This is a genomic window from Enterobacter sp. fkY84-1 (assembly GCF_052974705.1).
In genome coordinates, this window is record NZ_CP169393.1 from 1254056 (window position 1) to 1273532 (window position 19477).

A 19477-nucleotide genomic window follows, 5' to 3' on the forward strand; every position below is an offset into this window, starting at 1 on the left:
AAGCGGCGCTTAAATAAGGTCTATTATTAGAAATAGTTACTTACCCGGGAGGCAAAATGATGAACAAGGTTGCTCAATTTTACCGCGAACTGGTGGCGACACTGACGGAACGGCTGCGTAACGGCGAGCGTGATATCGACGCGCTGGTGGAGCAGGCGCGTGCCCGCGTGTCGCAAACGGGTGAGTTAACGCGAACCGAAGTGGAAGAGGTGACCCGCGCCGTGCGTCGCGATCTGGAAGAGTTCGCGCGCAGCTACCAGGAAAGCCAGGAGGAGGTCACGGACAGCGTTTTCATGCGGGTGATCAAAGAGAGCCTGTGGCAGGAACTGGCCGATATCACGGATAAAACGCAGCTGGAGTGGCGTGAAGTCTTTCAGGATTTAAACCACCACGGTGTGTACCACAGCGGTGAAGTGGTCGGGCTGGGAAATCTGGTGTGCGAGAATTGCCACCATCATATTGCGGTGTATACGCCGGAGGTCCTGTCGCTGTGTCCAAAATGCGGCCACGATCAGTTCCAGCGTCGGCCGTTTGAGCCCTAGGTAAAAGCGCAGGTTTGCGCCCTCTCCCCGTGGGAGAGGGCCGGGGTGAGGGCATCAGGCCGCACTACGCACTATAGTAAGCCAGTCTCTCCGCCAGCAAATCCACAAACGCCTCACGGTCAATATCCACCATCACCGTGGTATTCGGTTTATTCCCCGTCAGCGAGTAGTAGTCCACCACCGTCATCCCCTGGGTGTATTTCCCCTGCGTTTCGACGCCAACCCACCTGTGGACTGTGGTAAACATCTCCGGTTTTAACAGCCAGGCAATGGTGCACGGATCGTGCAGCGGCGCGCCGTGGAATCCCCATTTCTCGGCTTTGTGATACTCCATAAAGAAGTCGAGCAGCTCAGCCACGGTTGTCGCGACCGGATTGCCCACGGAGCGGAAGCGCTCAATGTCGTCTGCCATAATCTGCGCGCGATGCGTCACATCCAGCCCTGCCATCACAACGGGCAGGCCCGACTGGAAGACGATTTCCGCTGCTTCCGGATCGACAAAAATGTTGAACTCTGCGGAAGGCGTCCAGTTTCCCAGGCCCATAGCCCCGCCCATGATGACGATACGAGCGATTTTGCTGTGCAGTTCAGGATGGCTGTTCAGCAGCAGCGCGACGTTGGTTTGCGGTCCCGTTGCCACCAGGGTGACGGGTTCCGCGCTCTCGCGCAGCACCTTTGCCATCAGCTCCACGGCGGTGCAGCTTTGCGGCGTGAAGCCAGGTTCCGGCAGCGCCGGACCGTCCAGCCCGCTTTCGCCATGCACGTTATCCGCAATAATTAATTCACGCATCAGGGGCTTGAGGGCGCCGCCGGCGACAGGAATATCCGTGCGCTTGAGCAGCGTCAGCATGCGCAAAACGTTACGCAGGGTTTTATCCGGCGTCTGGTTTCCGGCAGAAGAGGTGACGGCTTTGACGTCGAGCTCGGGGGAGGCAAGTGCAAGGACGAGCGCGATCGCGTCATCATGACCCGGGTCGCAATCGAAAATTATAGGTTGTGCCATAGCGTTCTCCATTCATAGCGTTATTTTGTGACAAGGTTAACGCTGCAATGGGGCACCGACGAGAAGAAGTGAGCGAAAGCGTGAGGCAGTGCGCAATCCGCAGATTGCGCACTGAGAAGGTTAGTGCAGGATTTTCGCGAGGAAATCTTTCGCACGTTCCGATTTCGGGTTGGCGAAGAACTCCTCTTTCGGGGAATCTTCGACAATTTTCCCTTCGTCCATGAAGATCACGCGGTTGGCCACCTTGCGGGCGAAGCCCATTTCGTGGGTCACCACCATCATGGTCATCCCTTCGTGCGCCAGCTCGACCATTACGTCCAGCACTTCGTTGATCATCTCCGGATCGAGCGCCGACGTGGGCTCGTCAAATAGCATGGCAACCGGATCCATGCACAGCGCACGGGCGATCGCCACACGCTGCTGCTGGCCGCCAGAAAGCTGCGCCGGGAACTTATCGGCATGAGCCGCGAGCCCAACGCGTTCCAGCAGTTTCAGGCCTTTCTCGCGCGACGCTTTTTTATCACGCTTGAGCACTTTCACCTGGGCCAGGGTCAGGTTCTCAATAATGGAGAGGTGAGGGAACAGCTCAAAATGCTGGAACACCATGCCAACGTGAGAGCGAAGCTGGGCAAGATTGGTTTTCTTGTCGTTGACTTTGGTGCCGTTGACGACGATCTCACCCTGCTGGACCGGCTCCAGTCCGTTAACGGTTTTGATCAGCGTCGATTTACCGGAACCGGACGGTCCGCACACCACTACCACGTCGCCTTTTTTCACTTCGGTGGAGCAGTCGGTCAGCACCTGAAAGTGCCCATACCATTTAGAAACATTTTTCAGGGAAATCATTGTACCGTCCTTTTCTTCAGCCAGCTGACCAACAGCGACGCGCTTAAACTAATCACAAAATAGACCGCTCCCGCAAAGAGCACCATCTCAACCTGCGTACCATCACGCTCACCGATGGTGGACGCGGTACGGAAGAAGTCTGCCAGGCTCAGCACGTAGACCAGGGACGTATCCTGGAACAGCACAATTCCCTGGGTCAGCAGGAGCGGAACCATGGCGCGAAACGCCTGCGGCAGAATAATGAGCTGCATGGACTGCCAGTGCGTCATCCCCAGCGCCAGCGCGGCGCTGGATTGCCCGCGGGAGATACTCTGAATGCCTGCACGGATAATCTCAGAGTAGTAAGCGGCCTCAAACATTGAGAAAGCCACCATCGCCGAGATCAGACGGATGTCGGTTTTCGGCGACAGCCCCAGCACGTTTTGCAGGAAGCCGGGCACGATCAGGTAAAACCACAGCAGCACCATTACCAGCGGGATGGAGCGGAACACGTTAACGTAGGCGGTCGCAAACCAGGCGAGCGGCTTAAAGCTCGACAGGCGCATAACGGCCAGCAGGGTGCCCCAGACGATACCGACGATAATGGCAATGACGGTGATTTTTAAGGTAATCATCAGTCCATCAAGCAGGTAAGGCATGGATGGAACGATAGAACTCCAGTCAAATTCGTACATTATTTGCCCCCCATGTTGCCCGGCAGGCGAATTTTGCGTTCAACCAGGTTCATCACCAGCATGATGAAAGCATTAATCAGAACGTAGGCGAGCGTGATCGCGGTGAAGGATTCCCACGCGTGAGCGGAGTAATCCAGCAGCTTGCCCGCCTGCGCAGCCATATCGACCAGACCGATGGTCGAGGCGATGGCCGAGTTTTTCACCAGGTTCATCATCTCGGAGGTCATTGGTGGAACGATGACGCGGTAGGCGTTAGGCAGCAGCACGTAGCGGTAGGTTTGTGGCAGGGTTAACCCCATCGCCAGACCCGCATTTTTTTGTCCGCGGGGTAATGACTGAATGGCGGCACGCACCTGCTCGCAAACGCGCGCAGCGGTAAACAGCCCCAGACACATCATGGAGGAGACAAAGAACTGCACATTCGGATCCAGTTCCGACTTGAACCACATGCCAATATTTTCCGGCAGCAGTTCCGGGATAACCAGATACCAGGTAAAGAACTGCACGATCAGCGGAACGTTACGGAACAGTTCCACGTACAGGGTGCCGAGTGTTGAAAGAAAACGGTTAGGGACGGTGCGCAGAATACCGAACAGAGAACCGACAAGAAACGCGATGATCCACGCCGTTATCGATAATGCCACGGTGACCTGAAAGCCGCTCCACAGCCAGCCAAGATAGGTGGTGTTGCCGAACGGGGCTTGTTGCAGGAATATGCCCCAGTTCCAGTCGATTGACATAATAAACTCCAGAAAAAAAAGGGTAGCAGCGCTACCCTCGAAGATTGGTGAGAAGCTCATTTTTCGCGCTGAGTGGGGAACGACCACTCAACGTATAGTCTGTCCATGCTTCCCGACAATCGAGAGGGCAGGAGATCCCGCCCCTGTTGTTCTAATTAGTTAAGAGCCTTGTCATTTGGAGATTTGAACAGCGCTTTCATGTCGTCTGACAGTTCAAAATTCATGTTCAGGTTTTTTGGTGGAATCGGGTTCTTGAACCATTTGTCGAACCATTTTTCCGCTTCGCCTGAGGTCTGCACCTGGGCGATGGTGTCATCGATCAGCTTTTTGAACTGCGGATCGTCTTTACGCAGCATACAGCCGTAGGCTTCTTTTGACTGCGCGGTACCGACGATATCCCAGTTGTCTGGTTTCTTCGCTTTCGCACGCTCGCCTGCCAGCAGGGCGTCGTCCATCATAAACGCGACGGCACGACCGCTTTCCAGGGTACGGAAGGAGTCGCCATGGTCTTTCGCGCTGATGATGCGCATATCCATTTTCTTCTCGTCGTTCAGCTTGTGCAGCAGCACTTCAGACGTGGTCCCGGAGGTGACAACGACCGCTTTCCCTTTCAGGTCAGCGAAGTCTTTGATCTCACCGCCTTTCTTCGTCAGCAGGCGGGTGCCCACAACAAAGATGGTGTCGGAGAAGGCAGCCTGCTTCTGACGCTCGAGGTTGTTGGTGGTGGAGCCACACTCGAAGTCAAAGGTGCCGTTTTGCAGCAGCGGAATACGGTTCTGTGAAGTGATGGGGATCAGCTTCACCTGCAGGTCAGGTTTGTTCAGCTTTTTCTTCACAGCTTCAACGATGGCGTTGGAGTAATCCTGTGAATAGCCCACGACTTTTTGCGTGTTGTCGTAGTAAGAGAACGGGACAGAAGATTCACGGTGGCCGACCACGATAACGCCGTTTTTGGCAATCTTGTCGAGAGTGCTGCCTGCTGCCGGAGCGTCTTCAGCGTGAACCACGCCTGCGGACATCCCCATAACCAGCATTGCTGTGGCCAGTTTACGTAATTGCATACCCAACTCCTTTTTTATCAGCGCCAGTGACGCATTGATACCCATTGTGATGTTGTTATATCTCGCGCAATGCGAGTGCAGTGTTATGCAAGCTTGTTAACATTTAGTCTGGCTTAATGTAAAGATTTTGCTGCGTTATTGTTTATTTTTGCGAAGCACGCCGCACCATTCAGAGGCAAATATCTCCCGTTGCACCGTTTCGGTGCTACCGATGATCTACGCTGGTGCGACAAAGTTGCACATTAAGCCAAACTGCGTTTACCTGAATAAACAAAGCAATAGGCGTGCCAGAATTGAAGTCCGGAGGGAATTGTCGGGTGGCGCTGACGCTTACCCGACCTACAAAAGCGAAACAGTAGGCCGGGTAAGCGTTAGCGCCACCCGGCAGGAAGAGGAGGGATTATCGACGACGCTGGCGCAGGCTCATCAGCACCGCGCCAAAGCCGAACAGCGCGGTCAGGATCCACAGCGGCCAGTTGCCGGTGCGGGCGTACGGCGTCAGCCCGGTGGTAGGAGTGACGTTGGTGGTCAGCACTTCTCGGGTGAACTGTGGGATCATGGCCTGGATTTCACCCTGCGGACCAATCACGGCGGTGATGCCGTTGTTGGTGCTGCGCAGCAGGGGACGTGCCAGCTCCAGGGAGCGCATGCGTGCCATCTGGAAGTGCTGCCACGGGCCGATTGATTTACCAAACCAGGCATCGTTAGAGATGGTCAGCAAATAGTCCGTATCCGGGCGGAAGTTGTCGCGCACCTGCTCGCCTAAGATAATTTCGTAGCAGATGGCCGCCGTCAGGGCTGCGCCGTGCGCGTGCAGCTGAGGCTGAACGTACGGTCCGCGGCTGAAGGAGGACATCGGCAGATCGAAGAACGGGGCCAGCGGGCGAAGAATTGACTCCAGCGGCACAAATTCACCAAACGGCACCAGGTGGTTCTTGTTGTACCGATCGGTGGAGTGGTAGCTGTATTCGCTGTCTTTGCCGAGCGTAATGATGGTGTTGTAGGTGTCGTAGCGGTTCTGCTGATTCAGACGCGCATCGACAATCCCGGTGATCAGCGTACTGCCACGCGAGAGCAGCAGGTCGTTCATCATGTTGAGGAACGGCTGCTGGTTGATCTCCAGATCGGGAATAGCAGACTCCGGCCAGATAATCAGCTGCGATTTACCCATCACCTCTTCGGTGGCGTTGGCGTAGATCTTCAGCGTATTCAGCAGCTCTTTCTCGTCCCACTTCATCGACTGCGGGATATTCCCCTGCACCATGGAGACCTGCATGGCGCGCGCGGGCTCCGGCGTGAACCACTGGATATAGCGCAGCGGGAAGGGCAGGGCGAACAGCACCAGCGCCACAGCCAGCGGTTTCCAGCATCGTGAAACCAGCGCTAATACCAGCAGGCCGCTAACGACCATCAGCAGGAAATTAATGGCCTCAACGCCCATGACCGGCGCCAGGCCTTTCAGCGGGCCGTCAATCTGACTGTAGCCGAACTGCAGCCACGGGAAGCCGGTCAGCACCCAGCCGCGCAGGAATTCCGTGATCTGCCAGACCACCGGCGCGGCAATGGCAACGCGCAGCCAGGTGGTTTTGGGCCACAGGCGAGAAAGGATGCCGGCGAACAGACCGGTATAGAGCGAGAGATACGCGGCGAGCAGTACCACCAGGAAGACGTTTACCGGGCCCGGCATACCGCCAAACTGGGCGATGCTGACGTAGACCCAGTTAATCCCTGAGCCAAACAGCCCCAGTCCCCAGAAGTAGCCGATAGCGGCAGCCTGCACCGGACGACGATTCAGGGTCAAACCCTGAAGCCCCATCAGGGAGAGAATGGCCGCAGGCCAGATGTCGTAAGGAGAAAAAGCCAGCGTACCGCTGGCTCCGAGTAACAGCGCCAGCAGCAAACGGACGCGCTGGCGTTCAAGCAATGGGGCAAATGCCATTTACATTAATCTTCCAGTTTTGGCACCGGTGAGTCGTCCGGCGTTCTGACGTGAACCTGTATAATACGTCGGCTGTCGGCCATGGCTACTTTGAACTGGTAACCGTCGATGTCAACGGTCTCTCCGCGCGCCGGGAGGTGGCCAAAGGCCTGCATCACCAGCCCGCCAATGGTATCGACCTCTTCATCGCTGAAGTGGGTCCCGAAGGCGTCGTTGAAGTCCTCAATGGAGGCCAGCGCCCGCACGGTCCAGGTGTGGCGGCTGAGCTGACGGAAGTCGATATCCTCTTCTTCGTCGTACTCATCTTCGATTTCGCCCACGATCAGCTCAAGGATATCCTCGATCGTGACCAGACCGGAGACGCCACCAAATTCATCAATAACAATCGCCATGTGGTAACGCTGAGAGCGAAACTCTTTCAGCATCCGATCCACACGTTTACTTTCCGGCACAACCACGGCCTGGCGTAACACTTTTTCCATGCTGAAGGCTTCGGCATCGCTGCGCATAAACGGCAGCAGATCTTTCGCCATCAAAATCCCTTCGATGTGATCTTTGTCTTCGCTGATGACCGGGAAACGCGAGTGGGCGGATTCGATGATGACATCGAGACACTCGTCCAGCGTCTGGTTACGTTTCAGGGTGATCATCTGCGAGCGGGGAATCATGATATCGCGAACGCGCTGGTCGGCGATGTCCATAACCCCTTCGAGCATTTCGCGCGTATCTTCGTCGATAAGGTCGTTTTGCCCGGAATCACGAATCAGCTCCAGCAGTTCATCACGGTTTTTCGGTTCGCCGTGGAAAAGCTGGTTCAGAATGAGGGAGAAAAATCCCTTTTTACTGGTTGTCGTGTCGCTACTGTGTGAATTGTCGTCGCTCATGGCGTTTGTTAAGGGTTCTCTTGTTAGTTCAATGTTTACCGCCACGCGATGTCCTTTCGTGGCGGCAGGGGAGTCAGTCCGGTGACTGACTATTCTTTCTCGGCAATGTACGGATCCTCATAGCCCAGAGCAAGCATTATCTCTGTCTCGAGGGACTCCATCTCTTCCGCTTCGTCGTCTTCAATATGATCGTAGCCGAGCAGATGCAGGCTGCCGTGTACCACCATGTGCGCCCAGTGGGCTTCAAGAGGTTTCTGCTGCTCTTTAGCTTCCTGTTCAACCACCTGGCGGCAGATGATCAGATCGCCCAACAGCGGCATCTCGATGCCCGGCGGGGCTTCGAACGGGAAAGAGAGCACGTTGGTCGGCTTATCTTTCCCGCGATAGGTCAGGTTAAGCTCATGGCTTTCTGCTTCATCCACCAGGCGAATCGTGACTTCTGATTCTTCCTGAAACTGCGGGATAACGGCATCCAGCCATTTCTGAAACTGTGCCTCATCTGGCATGCCGGAATTGTCTTCACAGGCCAGCTGTAAATCGAGGATCACCTGACTCATTTCTGTTCTTGCTCCTGCGCTTCGCGCTTACGTTCCGCGGCCTGTTCGGCCCTGCGTTTTTGATCCGCCTCTTCCCAGGCTTCATAGGCGTTAACGATGCGCGCGACCACCGGGTGGCGAACGACGTCTTCACTGTGGAAGAAGTTAAAGCTGATTTCATCGACCTCGGCCAGCACTTCGATGGCGTGGCGCAGGCCCGATTTGGTGCTGCGTGGCAGATCGATCTGCGTGACGTCGCCGGTAATCACCGCTTTCGAGTTAAAGCCAATACGCGTCAGGAACATTTTCATCTGTTCGATGGTGGTGTTCTGGCTCTCATCGAGAATGATGAACGCATCGTTCAGCGTGCGGCCGCGCATGTAGGCGAGCGGGGCCACTTCGATCACGTTACGCTCAATGAGCTTCTCGACCTTCTCAAAGCCCAGCATTTCGAACAGCGCATCGTATAAAGGACGGAGATACGGGTCGACCTTCTGGCTGAGATCGCCTGGCAGGAAGCCCAGTTTTTCACCGGCTTCAACGGCAGGGCGGGTCAGCAGGATACGTCGGATCTCCTGACGCTCCAGCGCATCGACCGCTGCGGCAACGGCCAGATAGGTTTTACCCGTACCCGCCGGCCCCACGCCGAAGGTGATGTCGTGGTCGAGAATATTGGCGATATACTGCGCCTGGTTTGGCGTACGCGGCTTGATGACGCCACGCTTGGTCTTAATGTTGATCGCCTTGCCATAGTCCGGCACGCTCTCCGCGCTCTGCTCAAGCACGCGCGCCTCTTTAATGGCGAGGTGAATCTGCTCCGGTTCGATATCCTGAATTTCGCCGCGCATGGGGGAGGTGTCGACATACAGGCTACGCAGAATGTCCGCAGCGGCGTTGACGCAGATAGGGCGTCCGGTGAGTTTGAAATGATTATCGCGACGATTGATTTCGATACCCAGACGTCGCTCCAGTTGTTTGATGTTGTCATCAAACGGCCCGCACAGGCTCAGCAGGCGAGCGTTGTCTGCTGGCTCAAGGCTAATTTCACGCGTATCTATGTTCAAACTGTTCCTCTTTGATTGATTAACTGACCCACTGCCACACGGCGCAATAAAACGGTCATTACCGAAATTATTCACGCCACAGAATAAAGGCGCAAGCGTTGCGGAAGATATTGGGGGCGATGAGAGGAAATACAAGGCCTGCCAAAGCGGCAGGCCTGAAGGATTATGGCTGGTAAATCCCAACGCCAGAATCGTTTTCTTTGCGGGTACGCGAGATCACGGATTCCGGTGACTCTGCGATACGCAGGCCCATTTCGTCTTCGGTGCGGACCACTTTCGCGCGCAGCGAGTTGGTCAGCACTTCGACAATCTCGACGTCCACAAACTTACCGATCATATCCGGGGTGCCTTCAAAGTTCACCACGCGGTTATTTTCCGTACGACCAGAGAGTTCCATAATGCTCTTGCGGGAAGTGCCTTCCACCAGAATGCGCTGTACGGTACCGAGCATGCGGCGGCTCCAGGCGTTAGCCTGCTGGTTGATGCGCTCCTGCAGAATATACAGGCGCTGCTTTTTCTCTTCTTCCGGTACATCGTCAACCATATCGGCCGCCGGTGTTCCTGGACGCGCAGAGAAGATGAAGCTGTAGCTGACGTCAAAGTTCACTTCGCCGATGAGCTTCATGGTGCGCTCGAAGTCTTCTGCGGTTTCGCCAGGGAAGCCGACGATAAAGTCGGAGCTAATCTGGATATCCGGACGTGCTTCACGCAGCTTGCGGATGGTGGATTTGTACTCCAGCACCGTATGGGGGCGGCCCATCAGGTTCAGCACGCGGTCAGAGCCACACTGAATCGGCAGGTGCAGGAAGCTCACCAGCTCTGGCGTATCGCGATAAACGTCAATGATGTCATCGGTAAATTCCATCGGATGGCTGGTGGTAAAGCGAATGCGGTCGATGCCGTCAATCGCGGCCACCAGACGCAGCAGCTCAGCAAAGCTGCCGGTCGTGCCGTCGTAGTTCTCACCGCGCCAGGCGTTAACGTTCTGGCCCAGCAGGTTCACTTCGCGCACGCCCTGCGCGGCAAGCTGCGCGATTTCAAACAGAATGTCATCTGCCGGGCGGCTGACCTCTTCACCACGGGTGTACGGCACCACGCAGTACGTGCAGTATTTGTTGCAGCCTTCCATGATGGAGACGAAGGCGGTCGGGCCATCGGCACGTGGCTCAGGCAGACGGTCAAATTTTTCGATTTCCGGGAAGCTGACGTCAACGACCGGGCTACGGTTACCGCGAACCTGATTGATCATCTCAGGCAGACGGTGCAGGGTCTGAGGGCCAAAGACAATGTCCACATACGGGGCTCTCTGGCGGATCAGCTTGCCTTCCTGCGACGCGACGCAGCCGCCCACGCCGATGATCAGGTCCGGATTTTTTCGTTTGAGAAGTTTCCAGCGGCCTAACACGTGAAAGACTTTTTCCTGCGCTTTTTCACGAATTGAACAGGTGTTCAGCAGCAGCACATCGGCTTCTTTCGCATTTTCAGTCAGCTGGTATCCGTGGGTGGTATCCAGCAGATCGGCCATCTTGGATGAATCGTATTCGTTCATCTGACAGCCCCAGGTTTTTATATGGAGTTTTTTAGTCATCGACTTGCTCAGCTCAGGATTGCAAGCCGCGTATTGTAATGCTTTGGTGGGGTTGTGACCAGTATGAAGGTTATGTGTCTCAGGACCGCAAAAATCCGGTAAACTTAAGGGATTCTCCAATAAGGAAAATTGACCATGACACTCCAACACACCGAAGTTGCCGTTGTCGGCGGCGGTATGGTCGGCGGCGCGCTGGCGCTGGGGCTGGCACAGCAGGGATTTGAGGTAACGGTCATCGAACAGGCGGCTCCGCCAGCCTACGATCCCGCCAGTAAACCGGACGTGCGCATTTCCGCGATCAGCGCGGCATCCGTCGATCTGCTGCGCGGGCTGGGCGTCTGGGAGGCAGTGCAGGCGATGCGCGCGCACCCTTACAGCCGCCTCGAAACCTGGGAGTGGGAAAATGCCCACGTCGCGTTTGATGCCGCTGAGCTAAAGCTGCCGCGCCTGGGGTATATGGTGGAAAACAACGTGCTCCAGCGGGCGCTCTGGCAGGCGCTGGAGGCGCATCCGAAGGTGACGCTGCGCGTGCCTGCGTCGCTTAAGGCGCTGCATCCTCACGAGCGTGGCTATCTACTGACGCTCGACAACGGCGATGAGCTGGCCGTGAAGCTGGTCATCGGGGCGGACGGCGCTAACTCGCAGGTCAGACAGATGGCGGGGATCGGGGTTCATGCCTGGCAGTATGAACAGTCCTGTATGCTGATTACCGCCGAGTGTGAGAATGCGCCGGGCGAAAGCACCTGGCAGCACTTTACGCCGAACGGCCCGCATGCCTTTTTACCGCTGTTTGATAACTGGGCGTCGCTGGTGTGGTACGACAAACCGGCGCGCATTCGTCAGCTGCAGGGGATGAACATGGAACAGCTGCAGCGCGAGATCCTGCTGCACTTCCCGAGCCGTCTGGGGCACGTCACGCCGGTCGCCGCCGGGGCGTTCCCACTCACGCGTCGTCATGCGTTGCAGTATGCCCGCGCAGGCTTAGCGCTGGTGGGTGATGCGGCACACACCATTCATCCGCTGGCCGGGCAGGGCGTGAACCTGGGATATCGTGACGTCGATGCCCTGCTGGATGTGCTGGGCAACGCCCGCGGACACGCGGAAAACTGGGCCAGCCATCAGGTGCTGAAGCGTTATCAGACGCGGCGTATGGCGGATAACTTTATCATGCAGTCGGGGATGGATCTGTTCTATGCCGGGTTTAGCAATGACGTAGCGCCAGTGCGTATTCTGCGTAATATAGGCCTAATGGCAGCAGAACGTGCCGGTGGCCTGAAGCGTCAGGCCCTGAAGTACGCTCTCGGACTCTAAACTTTTTCCCTCTCCCCGTGGGAGAGGGCCGGGGTGAGGGCATCAGGCCGCACAATTCTGTACAAAAACAAAAAAGCCCGCAGAGCGGGCTTTTTTGTTTTAAGTGGCTGGGGTGCAGGGATTCGAACCCCGGAATGCTGGTATCAGAAACCAGAGCCTTACCGCTTGGCGACACCCCAATTGCGTTAAACAAGCTGCTTAACGACTTTGTAAATTGGCTGGGGTACGAGGATTCGAACCTCGGAATGCCGGAATCAGAATCCGGTGCCTTACCGCTTGGCGATACCCCAACAATTTTTTCTCATTACCGAAATCGATCGATAATCTCAATTTGGTGGCTACGACGGGATTCGAACCTGTGACCCCATCATTATGAGTGATGTGCTCTAACCAACTGAGCTACGTAGCCAGTACTGCAATCTTCGATGGCTGGGGTACCTGGATTCGAACCAGGGAATGCCGGTATCAAAAACCGGTGCCTTACCGCTTGGCGATACCCCAATACCGCGGAGAACCGCAAAATCGAAGAAATATGGCTGGGGTACCTGGATTCGAACCAGGGAATGCCGGTATCAAAAACCGGTGCCTTACCGCTTGGCGATACCCCATCCGTGCAACGCTTACCCGGGAATGGTGCGGGAGGCGAGACTTGAACTCGCACACCTTGCGGCGCCAGAACCTAAATCTGGTGCGTCTACCAATTTCGCCACTCCCGCAAAAAAAGATGGTGGCTACGACGGGATTCGAACCTGTGACCCCATCATTATGAGTGATGTGCTCTAACCAACTGAGCTACGTAGCCATCTTTTTTTCGCGTTACCTTATCGGCGTTGCGGGGCGCATTATGCGTATAGACCCTTGCAGCGTCAACACCTTTTTCAACGAAAATAGCCGGAATGTGACTGTTTGGTTAGGTTGCGAACAGCGTGACCGAATATTCGGCAATTATTGGTTATTAATCGGTTTTAGCTGTGCAAAAGCGGGGCAAAAAAAATCAGGCCCCGCAGGGCCTGAGATGAAATGCGTGATTATTTGTAGGCTGACTGGTGAACGCCTACCGCACGTCCTGACGGATCGTTCATGGATTTGAACGATTCATCCCATTCAATCGCTTTGGCAGACGAGCAGGCGACGGATGGACCACCCGGCACACACTCCGCAGCGCTCGGTACCGGGAACAGTTCTTCAAAAATTTCACGGTAGAGGTACGCTTCTTTCGAGCCCGGCGTGTTGTACGGGAAGCGGAAGCTTGCGGTTTCCAGCTGTTGGTCAGAAACCTGTTTCGCCGCCACCTCTTTCAGGGTGTCGATCCAGCTGTAGCCTACGCCATCGGAGAACTGCTCTTTCTGACGCCATGCCACGCTCGCCGGCAGGTAGGATTCAAAACATTCACGCAGGATATGTTTTTCCATTTTACCGTTGCCGCACATTTTATCCTGCGGGTTGATGCGCATCGCCACGTCGAGGAATTTCTTATCCAGGAACGGTACACGCGCTTCGACACCCCATGCCGACATCGCTTTGTTGGCACGCGCGCAGTCAAACATATGCAGCGCCTGGAGTTTACGCACGGTCTCTTCGTGCAGCTCTTTGGCATTTGGCGCTTTGTGGAAGTACAGGTAGCCGCCAAACACTTCGTCAGAACCTTCACCGGAGAGCACCATTTTGATGCCCATCGCCTTGATCTTACGCGACATCAGGTACATCGGCGTGGAGGCGCGAATTGTCGTTACGTCATACGTTTCAATGTGATAGATCACATCGCGGATCGCATCCAGGCCTTCCTGCACGGTGAAGTGAATTTCATGGTGCACGGTGCCGAGGTGGTTTGCCACTTCCTGCGCGGCTTTCAGATCCGGCGCGCCTTCCAGGCCCACGGCAAAGGAGTGCAGCTGTGGCCACCAGGCTTCTGAGCGCTCCTGATCTTCCACGCGACGAGCCGCAAATTTCTTGGTGATCGCGGAGATCACGGAGGAGTCCAGACCGCCGGAGAGCAGCACGCCGTAAGGTACGTCTGACATCAGGTGGCTTTTCACGGAATCTTCCAGCGCCTGACGCAGCTCGGCTTTGTCCGTCACGTTGTCTTTTACCGCGTCGTAGTCGAACCAGTCGCGCTGGTAGTACGGACGGATCTCGCCGTCTTTACTCCACAGGTAACTGCCTGCCGGGAACTCTTTGATGGTGCGGCAGACCGGCACCAGGGCTTTCATTTCAGACGCAACGTAGAAGTTGCCGTGTTCATCGTGGCCCATGTACAGCGGGATAATACCGATGTGGTCGCGGCCAATCAGGTAGGCGTCTTTTTCGCTGTCGTACAGGGCGAAGGCAAACATACCCTGCAGGTCGTCCAGAAACTCGGGACCTTTCTCCTGATACAGCGCCAGGATCACTTCACAGTCGGACCCGGTCTGGAACGCGTAGCGGTCGCCGTACTCGGCGCGCAGCGCCTGGTGGTTATAGATCTCACCGTTGACAGCCAGCGCGTGCGTTTTTTTCTCGTTATACAGCGGCTGTGCACCGGCGTTGACGTCAACAATAGACAGACGTTCGTGAGCCAGAATTGCTTTGTCACTGGCGTAAACGCCTGACCAGTCCGGGCCGCGATGGCGCATCAGGCGGGACAGTTCGAGTGCCTTTTTACGCAGTTCGCCCGCGTCAGTTTTAATATCCAGTACGCCAAAAATTGAACACATAACCTTCTCCGTTAACCCTGTTGCTTTGTAATGTTGCTTGCTTATGAAAATGCCGCAAAGGGGCAGGGCGCGCAAGCGTTTTACGGGCGAAAACGGAAATAGTGCAATGGTGGTTGCAGATCAGTGAAAAACGCGTATGCCATGAGCACTTTTATTGAGGATTATGCAATGAAAGTGCTTTTTCGTTAGATGTAGTCGTGTTTTGCAGGTGAGAAAATAAAAAACCACGCCCTGAGGCGTGGTTCGGTATCAGATGATGTCAATTTCATCGACGGAGGGGTAAATCCAGCTTGGGCGGAACGGCATTGAGTCAATGTCATCAAGCTGAGAGACCCCAGAGAGCACCAGAATCGTCTCCAGGCCTGCCTGGAAACCGGCCAGAATATCGGTGCGCAGGTTGTCGCCGACAATCACGGTCTCTTCAGAGTGGGCCTGCATCTTGTTGAGCGCGGCGCGAATGATCCATGGGCTGGGCTTGCCGACATAGAACGGCTTGCGCCCGGAGATCTTCTCGATACCGGCACACAGCGCGCCGCAGGCCGGATAAAAACCGCGACCGTGGGTATCCGGGTTGGTCGCAATAAAGCGCGCGCCGTTAGCCACAAAGAAGGATGCCTTATGCATCATCTCCCAGTTGTAGGAACGCGTTTCACCTACAATCACAAAGTCCGGGTTGACGTCGGTGATGGTAAAGCCCGCTTTATACAGCTCATGGATCAGCGCGCCTTCACCGACCACATAGGCTTTTTTTCCTTCCTGACGCTTCAGAAAATCCGCCGTGGCCATCGCCGAGGTATAAAACACGCTGTCCGGGACGTCGACCCCCGCCGTGGCAAAGCGGTTTGCCAGATCCTGACCGGTCTGAGAAGGGTAGTTCGTGAGAAGAACCAGAGGCATTCCTTTGTCGATGATGCGGTGAAGAAACTCCGCAGCACCCGGCACGGCAACGTTGTCGTGCATCAGCACGCCGTCGATATCACAAATTACATTCTTAATGGTCATGGACAGTCCGACATCAAAAAAAGAAGGCGTTACTATAAGGTCCGATCAACTTTCCAGCAAATGCTGCAGCAGAATTCCGTTGAGCATGGCGCGTTTGACCAGCGCGAACGCGCCAATCGCCGAACGATGGTCAAGCTTTGAACGAACCACCGGAAGATTCTGGCGGAATGCTTTCAGCGCCTGGGTGTTAATACAGCCTTCAATCGCGGGGAGCAGCACCTTTTCCGCCTCCACAATTTCACCGGCGATCACCACTTTTTGTGGGTTAAACAGGTTAATGGCGATGGCGATGGTTTTCCCCAGATGGCGACCCACCTGCTCGATCACTTCACAGGCCAGCGCGTCGCCTTTATTAGCAGCTTTGCAGATGGTGCCTATCTTGCAGTCATCCAGCGTCACGCGGCTTTGGTAACCCTGTTCAAGCAGATGGCGAACGCGCTGCTCGATGGCGGTGTTGGCGGCAATGGTTTCAAGGCAGCCAAAGTTGCCGCAGTGGCAGCGCTCCCCGAGCGGTTCAACCTGAATGTGGCCGATCTCACCGACGTTACCGTTGCGACCGATAAAAATTCGGCCGTTAGAGATAATGCCTGCGCCCGTACCGCGGTGAACGCGCACCAGAATAGAGTCTTCACAGTCCTGGCTCGCACCAAAGTAGTGCTCTGCCAGCGCCAGAGAGCGAATGTCATGGCCCACAAAGCAGGTCACTTTAAAGCGCTTTTCCAGCGCGTCGACCAGCCCCCAGTTTTCAACCTGAATGTGCGGCATATAGCGGATCACGCCGCTTTCCGGGTCGACCAGACCGGGCAGAATCACCGAGATGGCGATGAGTTCGCGGATCTTGCGCTGACAGCTTTCAATAAACTGCGCGATGGTATTCAGCAGCGCATGCTCCAGCGTCTCCTGGGTGCGTTCCGGAAGGGGATAGTGCTCTTCCGCAATGGCTTTACTGCTTAGATCGTACAGCGTGAGCGTGGTGTCATGACGGCCCAGACGGACGCCAATTGCCTGAAAATTGCGGGTTTCGGTAATAATGGAGATAGCGCGGCGGCCCCCGGTGGAGGCCTGCTGATCGACTTCTTTGATCAAACCGCGCTCAATGAGCTGGCGGGTAATTTTTGTCACGCTGGCGGGAGCAAGCTGGCTTTGTTCGGCTATCTGAATACGTGAGATTGGCCCGTGTTGGTCAATCAGGCGATATACCGCCGCGCTGTTAAGCTGTTTAACGAGATCGACATTACCGATTTGAGCTTGTCCGCCAGGTGTCATACTTTTACTTACTCAGTGACGACCTCGTTACCATTAACGATGGTCTTAATAATTTTATAATCGTGTGTGAATGCCGTCAGGTTTGCAACCATACCTGGTGCAATTCCGCCAAGCTGTTTATCCACGCCGATAGCGCGCGCAGGATAAAGGGTGGCCATGCGCAGGACTTCATCAAGCGCAATTCCGCAATGCTCAACCAGGTTACGCACCCCTTCAATCATGGTCAAAGAGGAACCGCTCAGCGTACCGTTTTCATCCACACACAGTCCATTGCGGTAGTATATTGTTTTACCGGCAAAAATGAACTGCTCAATATTTGCACCTGCCGGTGCGGTAGCGTCCGTTACCAGGCAGAGCTTGTCACCTTTCAGCCGCTTGGCGTTGCGAATGTTGGTGTAATCAACGTGTAAGCCGTCCGCGATAATGCCGCAGTAAACGTCTGGCTCATCCAGAATCGCGCCGACCAGACCCGGTTCACGACCTGTGATGTATGGCATGGCGTTATAAAGGTGCGTCGCAAAGGTAATGCCCGCGCGGAAACCGGCTTTCGCTTCTTTCAGCGTGGCATTTGAGTGGCCCGCTGAAACCACAATTCCGGCGGCGGCCAGCTTGCTGATGACGTCCGTGCCGGTCATTTCCGGTGCCAGCGTCACCTTGGTGATCACATCGGCGTTGGCACACATGTAGTCAACCAGCTCCGCATCAGGTTTACGCACGTAGTCCGGGTTATGCGTTCCTTTCTTGACCATGTTCAGCCATGGCCCTTCCAGGTGCAGACCGAGCGCCTGATTCGGATGTTTGGCCAGGTATTCGCGCATCACGCGGATACCCTGCTTCATCAGGTCATCACTGCTGGTGATGAGCGTCGGCAGATAGCTGGTGCAGCCCGATTTCTCGTTGGCTTTCTGCATGATCTCCAGCGTTTCGACCGTTACCGCATCGGCGGTATCATTGAATTGCACACCGCCGCAGCCGTTGAGCTGTACGTCGATGAAACCGGGGGAGATTACTGCTCCATTGAGTGAGCGCTGTTCAATCTCCGGCGGCAGTTCTGCCAGCGGGCAAACACGTTCAATCAGGCCATTCGCGATAACAATCGCGTGGTCATCCAGAATTTCATGGCCGGTATAAATCCGACCGTGGGTTAAAGCGTACATAACGACCCCCGGTTAAAAAAAGCGGCCGCCTCTTGATAAAGAGGCGGTTATTCAATTACAGACCTTTGATGTTCTCGGCTTCTAACTCGTTGAAGTATTTCAGCGTTTTAACCTTCAGCTCCATCGTTGACGGTTCGTCGCAGACGATGACGGATTTAGGATGCAGCTGCAGACAGCTGATGGTCCACATATGGTTAACGTTGCCTTCAACAGCAGCCTGGAGCGCCTGCGCTTTCACGCCGCCCAGCACCAGAATCATCACTTCTTCAGCATCCAGCAGGGTGCCTACGCCTACGGTCAGGGCGTATTTTGGAACCTGGTTCACGTCACCGTCAAAGAAGCGGGAGTTTGCCACGCGCGTGTCATGGGTCAGCGTTTTAATACGGGTACGGGAAGCCAGAGAGGACGCCGGTTCGTTAAACGCGATATGACCATCATTACCTACACCACCCATGAACAGGTGGATTTTACCGTAGGAACGGATTTTTTCTTCATACTGACGGCATTCTGCGTCAATATCCGGCGCGTTTCCATTCAGCAGGTTAATATTTTCAGCTGGGATATCAACGTGATCAAAGAAATTGCGGTGCATAAAGCTATGGTAGCTTTCCGGGTGGTCTTTCGGTAAGCCAACATATTCATCCATATTGAAGGTCACAACATGTTTGAAGCTAACCTGGCCTGCTTTATGCATCTCAACCAGCGCCTTGTAAGCGGTCAGCGGTGTGCCGCCGGTTGGAAGGCCCAGAACGAAAGGACGATCGGCGGTCGGTTTGAACGCGTTAATGCGGTTTACGATATGGCGAGCGGCCCATTTACCAACTTGTTCTGCAGTTGCCAGGGGAATCAGTCTCATTGTTCACCTCAAAGTTTAAGTAGAAGAGTGGGCGGATGGCTTCGGAACCTGATACTAAAGCGTAACCTGGAAACTTTCAGGCCGGATCAATCCGTCTTGATTTTTTGAATGATAAAATAAGTTTTCACTGTTAGCCAGTGTAAGGGAGGGCTGAATACGATATTTGGTGACAAAAATCACAAAAAATAGGTGTTTAATTTGCGATACGAATTAATTTTTCACACACTCAGACTGCCAGTGAATTATCAACGGTATCTATCGTTCGTGACACAATAAAAACATAGTTTATGCGCGAGCCTGAAAAAGGGGGCTCGT

17 protein-coding genes and 7 tRNA genes are annotated in these 19477 nt (G+C 55.1%); 2 read left to right on the forward strand and 22 right to left on the reverse strand.

Translation table 11 applies throughout. The features are described 5' to 3' along the window. Positions 1-59: 59 nt before the first annotated feature. Positions 60-542 (forward strand): zinc ribbon-containing protein, encoded by a 483-nt coding sequence (locus ACEPLT_RS05855; protein ID WP_023617134.1) that lies wholly within the window; start codon positions 60-62, stop codon positions 540-542. Between the two features lie 64 nt (positions 543-606). Here ACEPLT_RS05855 and rihA read toward each other — a convergent pair whose 3' ends face one another. The 10 genes from rihA to miaB all read right to left on the reverse strand — a co-directional run bounded on the left by rihA (position 607) and on the right by miaB (position 10877). Continuing rightward, positions 607-1545: a pyrimidine-specific ribonucleoside hydrolase RihA gene (gene rihA / locus ACEPLT_RS05860; protein ID WP_008501045.1), complete on the reverse strand. Its 939-nt coding sequence runs from the start codon at positions 1543-1545 to the stop codon at positions 607-609. Positions 1546-1665: 120 nt separating this feature from the next. Continuing rightward, on the reverse strand, positions 1666-2391 hold the full coding sequence (locus ACEPLT_RS05865) for an amino acid ABC transporter ATP-binding protein (protein ID WP_008501046.1): 726 nt from the start codon (positions 2389-2391) through the stop codon (positions 1666-1668). Continuing rightward, positions 2388-3065, reverse strand: coding sequence for a glutamate/aspartate ABC transporter permease GltK (gene gltK / locus ACEPLT_RS05870; RefSeq protein WP_008501047.1), 678 nt, complete (start codon positions 3063-3065; stop codon positions 2388-2390). Before gltK ends, ACEPLT_RS05865 begins: the two co-directional genes overlap by 4 nt. Next, on the reverse strand, positions 3065-3805 hold the full coding sequence (gene gltJ / locus ACEPLT_RS05875; RefSeq protein WP_008501048.1) for a glutamate/aspartate ABC transporter permease GltJ: 741 nt from the start codon (positions 3803-3805) through the stop codon (positions 3065-3067). Before gltJ ends, gltK begins: the two co-directional genes overlap by 1 nt. Before the next feature lie 155 nt (positions 3806-3960). After that, entirely contained in the window at positions 3961-4866 is a 906-nt protein-coding gene (locus tag ACEPLT_RS05880; RefSeq protein WP_008501049.1) for an amino acid ABC transporter substrate-binding protein, read from the reverse strand. Positions 4867-5266: 400 nt separating this feature from the next. Continuing rightward, positions 5267-6805 (reverse strand): apolipoprotein N-acyltransferase, encoded by a 1539-nt coding sequence (gene lnt, locus ACEPLT_RS05885; RefSeq protein ID WP_021242575.1) that lies wholly within the window; start codon positions 6803-6805, stop codon positions 5267-5269. A 5-nt stretch (positions 6806-6810) separates the two neighbouring features. Continuing rightward, entirely contained in the window at positions 6811-7689 is an 879-nt protein-coding gene (corC, locus tag ACEPLT_RS05890) for a CNNM family magnesium/cobalt transport protein CorC (protein WP_021242574.1), read from the reverse strand. A gap of 89 nt (positions 7690-7778) precedes the next feature. Continuing rightward, positions 7779-8246, reverse strand: coding sequence for an rRNA maturation RNase YbeY (ybeY, locus tag ACEPLT_RS05895; RefSeq protein ID WP_008501052.1), 468 nt, complete (start codon positions 8244-8246; stop codon positions 7779-7781). Then, on the reverse strand, positions 8243-9289 hold the full coding sequence (locus ACEPLT_RS05900; protein WP_063453799.1) for a PhoH family protein: 1047 nt from the start codon (positions 9287-9289) through the stop codon (positions 8243-8245). Before ACEPLT_RS05900 ends, ybeY begins: the two co-directional genes overlap by 4 nt. A gap of 163 nt (positions 9290-9452) precedes the next feature. Continuing rightward, complete coding sequence (gene miaB / locus ACEPLT_RS05905; protein ID WP_021242573.1) at positions 9453-10877, reverse strand: tRNA (N6-isopentenyl adenosine(37)-C2)-methylthiotransferase MiaB; 1425 nt, start codon at positions 10875-10877, stop codon at positions 9453-9455. 135 nt (positions 10878-11012) lie between these two features. Here miaB and ubiF point away from each other — a divergent pair, with 135 nt between their 5' ends. Further along, positions 11013-12188, forward strand: a complete 1176-nt coding sequence (ubiF, locus tag ACEPLT_RS05910) for a 3-demethoxyubiquinol 3-hydroxylase (RefSeq protein WP_126288502.1) — start codon at positions 11013-11015, stop codon at positions 12186-12188. Between the two features lie 104 nt (positions 12189-12292). Here ubiF and ACEPLT_RS05915 read toward each other — a convergent pair. The 12 genes from ACEPLT_RS05915 to nagB form a co-directional block, all read right to left on the reverse strand. After that, positions 12293-12367: transfer RNA gene (locus ACEPLT_RS05915), tRNA-Gln, on the reverse strand. Positions 12368-12403: 36 nt separating this feature from the next. Beyond that, a tRNA-Gln gene (locus ACEPLT_RS05920) sits at positions 12404-12478 on the reverse strand. A 42-nt stretch (positions 12479-12520) separates the two neighbouring features. After that, positions 12521-12597, reverse strand: a tRNA-Met gene (locus ACEPLT_RS05925). Between the two features lie 17 nt (positions 12598-12614). Further along, positions 12615-12689 (reverse strand) — tRNA-Gln (locus ACEPLT_RS05930). 32 nt (positions 12690-12721) lie between these two features. After that, positions 12722-12796: transfer RNA gene (locus ACEPLT_RS05935), tRNA-Gln, on the reverse strand. A 23-nt stretch (positions 12797-12819) separates the two neighbouring features. Next, positions 12820-12904 (reverse strand) — tRNA-Leu (locus ACEPLT_RS05940). Positions 12905-12913: 9 nt separating this feature from the next. Further along, a tRNA-Met gene (locus ACEPLT_RS05945) sits at positions 12914-12990 on the reverse strand. Between the two features lie 226 nt (positions 12991-13216). Continuing rightward, positions 13217-14881, reverse strand: coding sequence for an asparagine synthase B (gene asnB / locus ACEPLT_RS05950; RefSeq protein ID WP_021242994.1), 1665 nt, complete (start codon positions 14879-14881; stop codon positions 13217-13219). A gap of 249 nt (positions 14882-15130) precedes the next feature. Next, positions 15131-15883, reverse strand: a complete 753-nt coding sequence (gene nagD / locus ACEPLT_RS05955; protein ID WP_008501057.1) for a ribonucleotide monophosphatase NagD — start codon at positions 15881-15883, stop codon at positions 15131-15133. Between the two features lie 45 nt (positions 15884-15928). Continuing rightward, the gene (nagC, locus tag ACEPLT_RS05960) at positions 15929-17149 is read right to left on the reverse strand and encodes a DNA-binding transcriptional regulator NagC (RefSeq protein ID WP_021242995.1); all 1221 of its coding nucleotides are present in this window, start codon (positions 17147-17149) and stop codon (positions 15929-15931) included. Positions 17150-17157: 8 nt separating this feature from the next. Further along, positions 17158-18306 (reverse strand): N-acetylglucosamine-6-phosphate deacetylase, encoded by a 1149-nt coding sequence (gene nagA / locus ACEPLT_RS05965; protein WP_008501059.1) that lies wholly within the window; start codon positions 18304-18306, stop codon positions 17158-17160. A gap of 55 nt (positions 18307-18361) precedes the next feature. Next, positions 18362-19162: a glucosamine-6-phosphate deaminase gene (gene nagB / locus ACEPLT_RS05970; RefSeq protein ID WP_008501061.1), complete on the reverse strand. Its 801-nt coding sequence runs from the start codon at positions 19160-19162 to the stop codon at positions 18362-18364. Between the last annotated feature and the right edge of the window lie 315 nt (positions 19163-19477).

Bases quoted from the DNA above. Each gene is read 5' to 3' on its own strand.
- ACEPLT_RS05855 (WP_023617134.1), top strand. From the start codon at position 60: ATGAACAAGGTTGCTCAATTTTACCGCGAACTGGTGGCGACACTGACG.
- rihA (WP_008501045.1), bottom strand. From the start codon at position 1,545: ATGGCACAACCTATAATTTTCGATTGCGACCCGGGTCATGATGACGCG.
- ACEPLT_RS05865 (WP_008501046.1), bottom strand. From the start codon at position 2,391: ATGATTTCCCTGAAAAATGTTTCTAAATGGTATGGGCACTTTCAGGTG.
- gltK (WP_008501047.1), bottom strand. From the start codon at position 3,065: ATGTACGAATTTGACTGGAGTTCTATCGTTCCATCCATGCCTTACCTG.
- gltJ (WP_008501048.1), bottom strand. From the start codon at position 3,805: ATGTCAATCGACTGGAACTGGGGCATATTCCTGCAACAAGCCCCGTTC.
- ACEPLT_RS05880 (WP_008501049.1), bottom strand. From the start codon at position 4,866: ATGCAATTACGTAAACTGGCCACAGCAATGCTGGTTATGGGGATGTCC.
- lnt (WP_021242575.1), bottom strand. From the start codon at position 6,805: ATGGCATTTGCCCCATTGCTTGAACGCCAGCGCGTCCGTTTGCTGCTG.
- corC (WP_021242574.1), bottom strand. From the start codon at position 7,689: ATGAGCGACGACAATTCACACAGTAGCGACACGACAACCAGTAAAAAG.
- ybeY (WP_008501052.1), bottom strand. From the start codon at position 8,246: ATGAGTCAGGTGATCCTCGATTTACAGCTGGCCTGTGAAGACAATTCC.
- miaB (WP_021242573.1), bottom strand. From the start codon at position 10,877: ATGACTAAAAAACTCCATATAAAAACCTGGGGCTGTCAGATGAACGAA.
- ubiF (WP_126288502.1), top strand. From the start codon at position 11,013: ATGACACTCCAACACACCGAAGTTGCCGTTGTCGGCGGCGGTATGGTC.
- asnB (WP_021242994.1), bottom strand. From the start codon at position 14,881: ATGTGTTCAATTTTTGGCGTACTGGATATTAAAACTGACGCGGGCGAA.
- nagD (WP_008501057.1), bottom strand. From the start codon at position 15,883: ATGACCATTAAGAATGTAATTTGTGATATCGACGGCGTGCTGATGCAC.
- nagC (WP_021242995.1), bottom strand. From the start codon at position 17,149: ATGACACCTGGCGGACAAGCTCAAATCGGTAATGTCGATCTCGTTAAA.
- nagA (WP_008501059.1), bottom strand. From the start codon at position 18,306: ATGTACGCTTTAACCCACGGTCGGATTTATACCGGCCATGAAATTCTG.
- nagB (WP_008501061.1), bottom strand. From the start codon at position 19,162: ATGAGACTGATTCCCCTGGCAACTGCAGAACAAGTTGGTAAATGGGCC.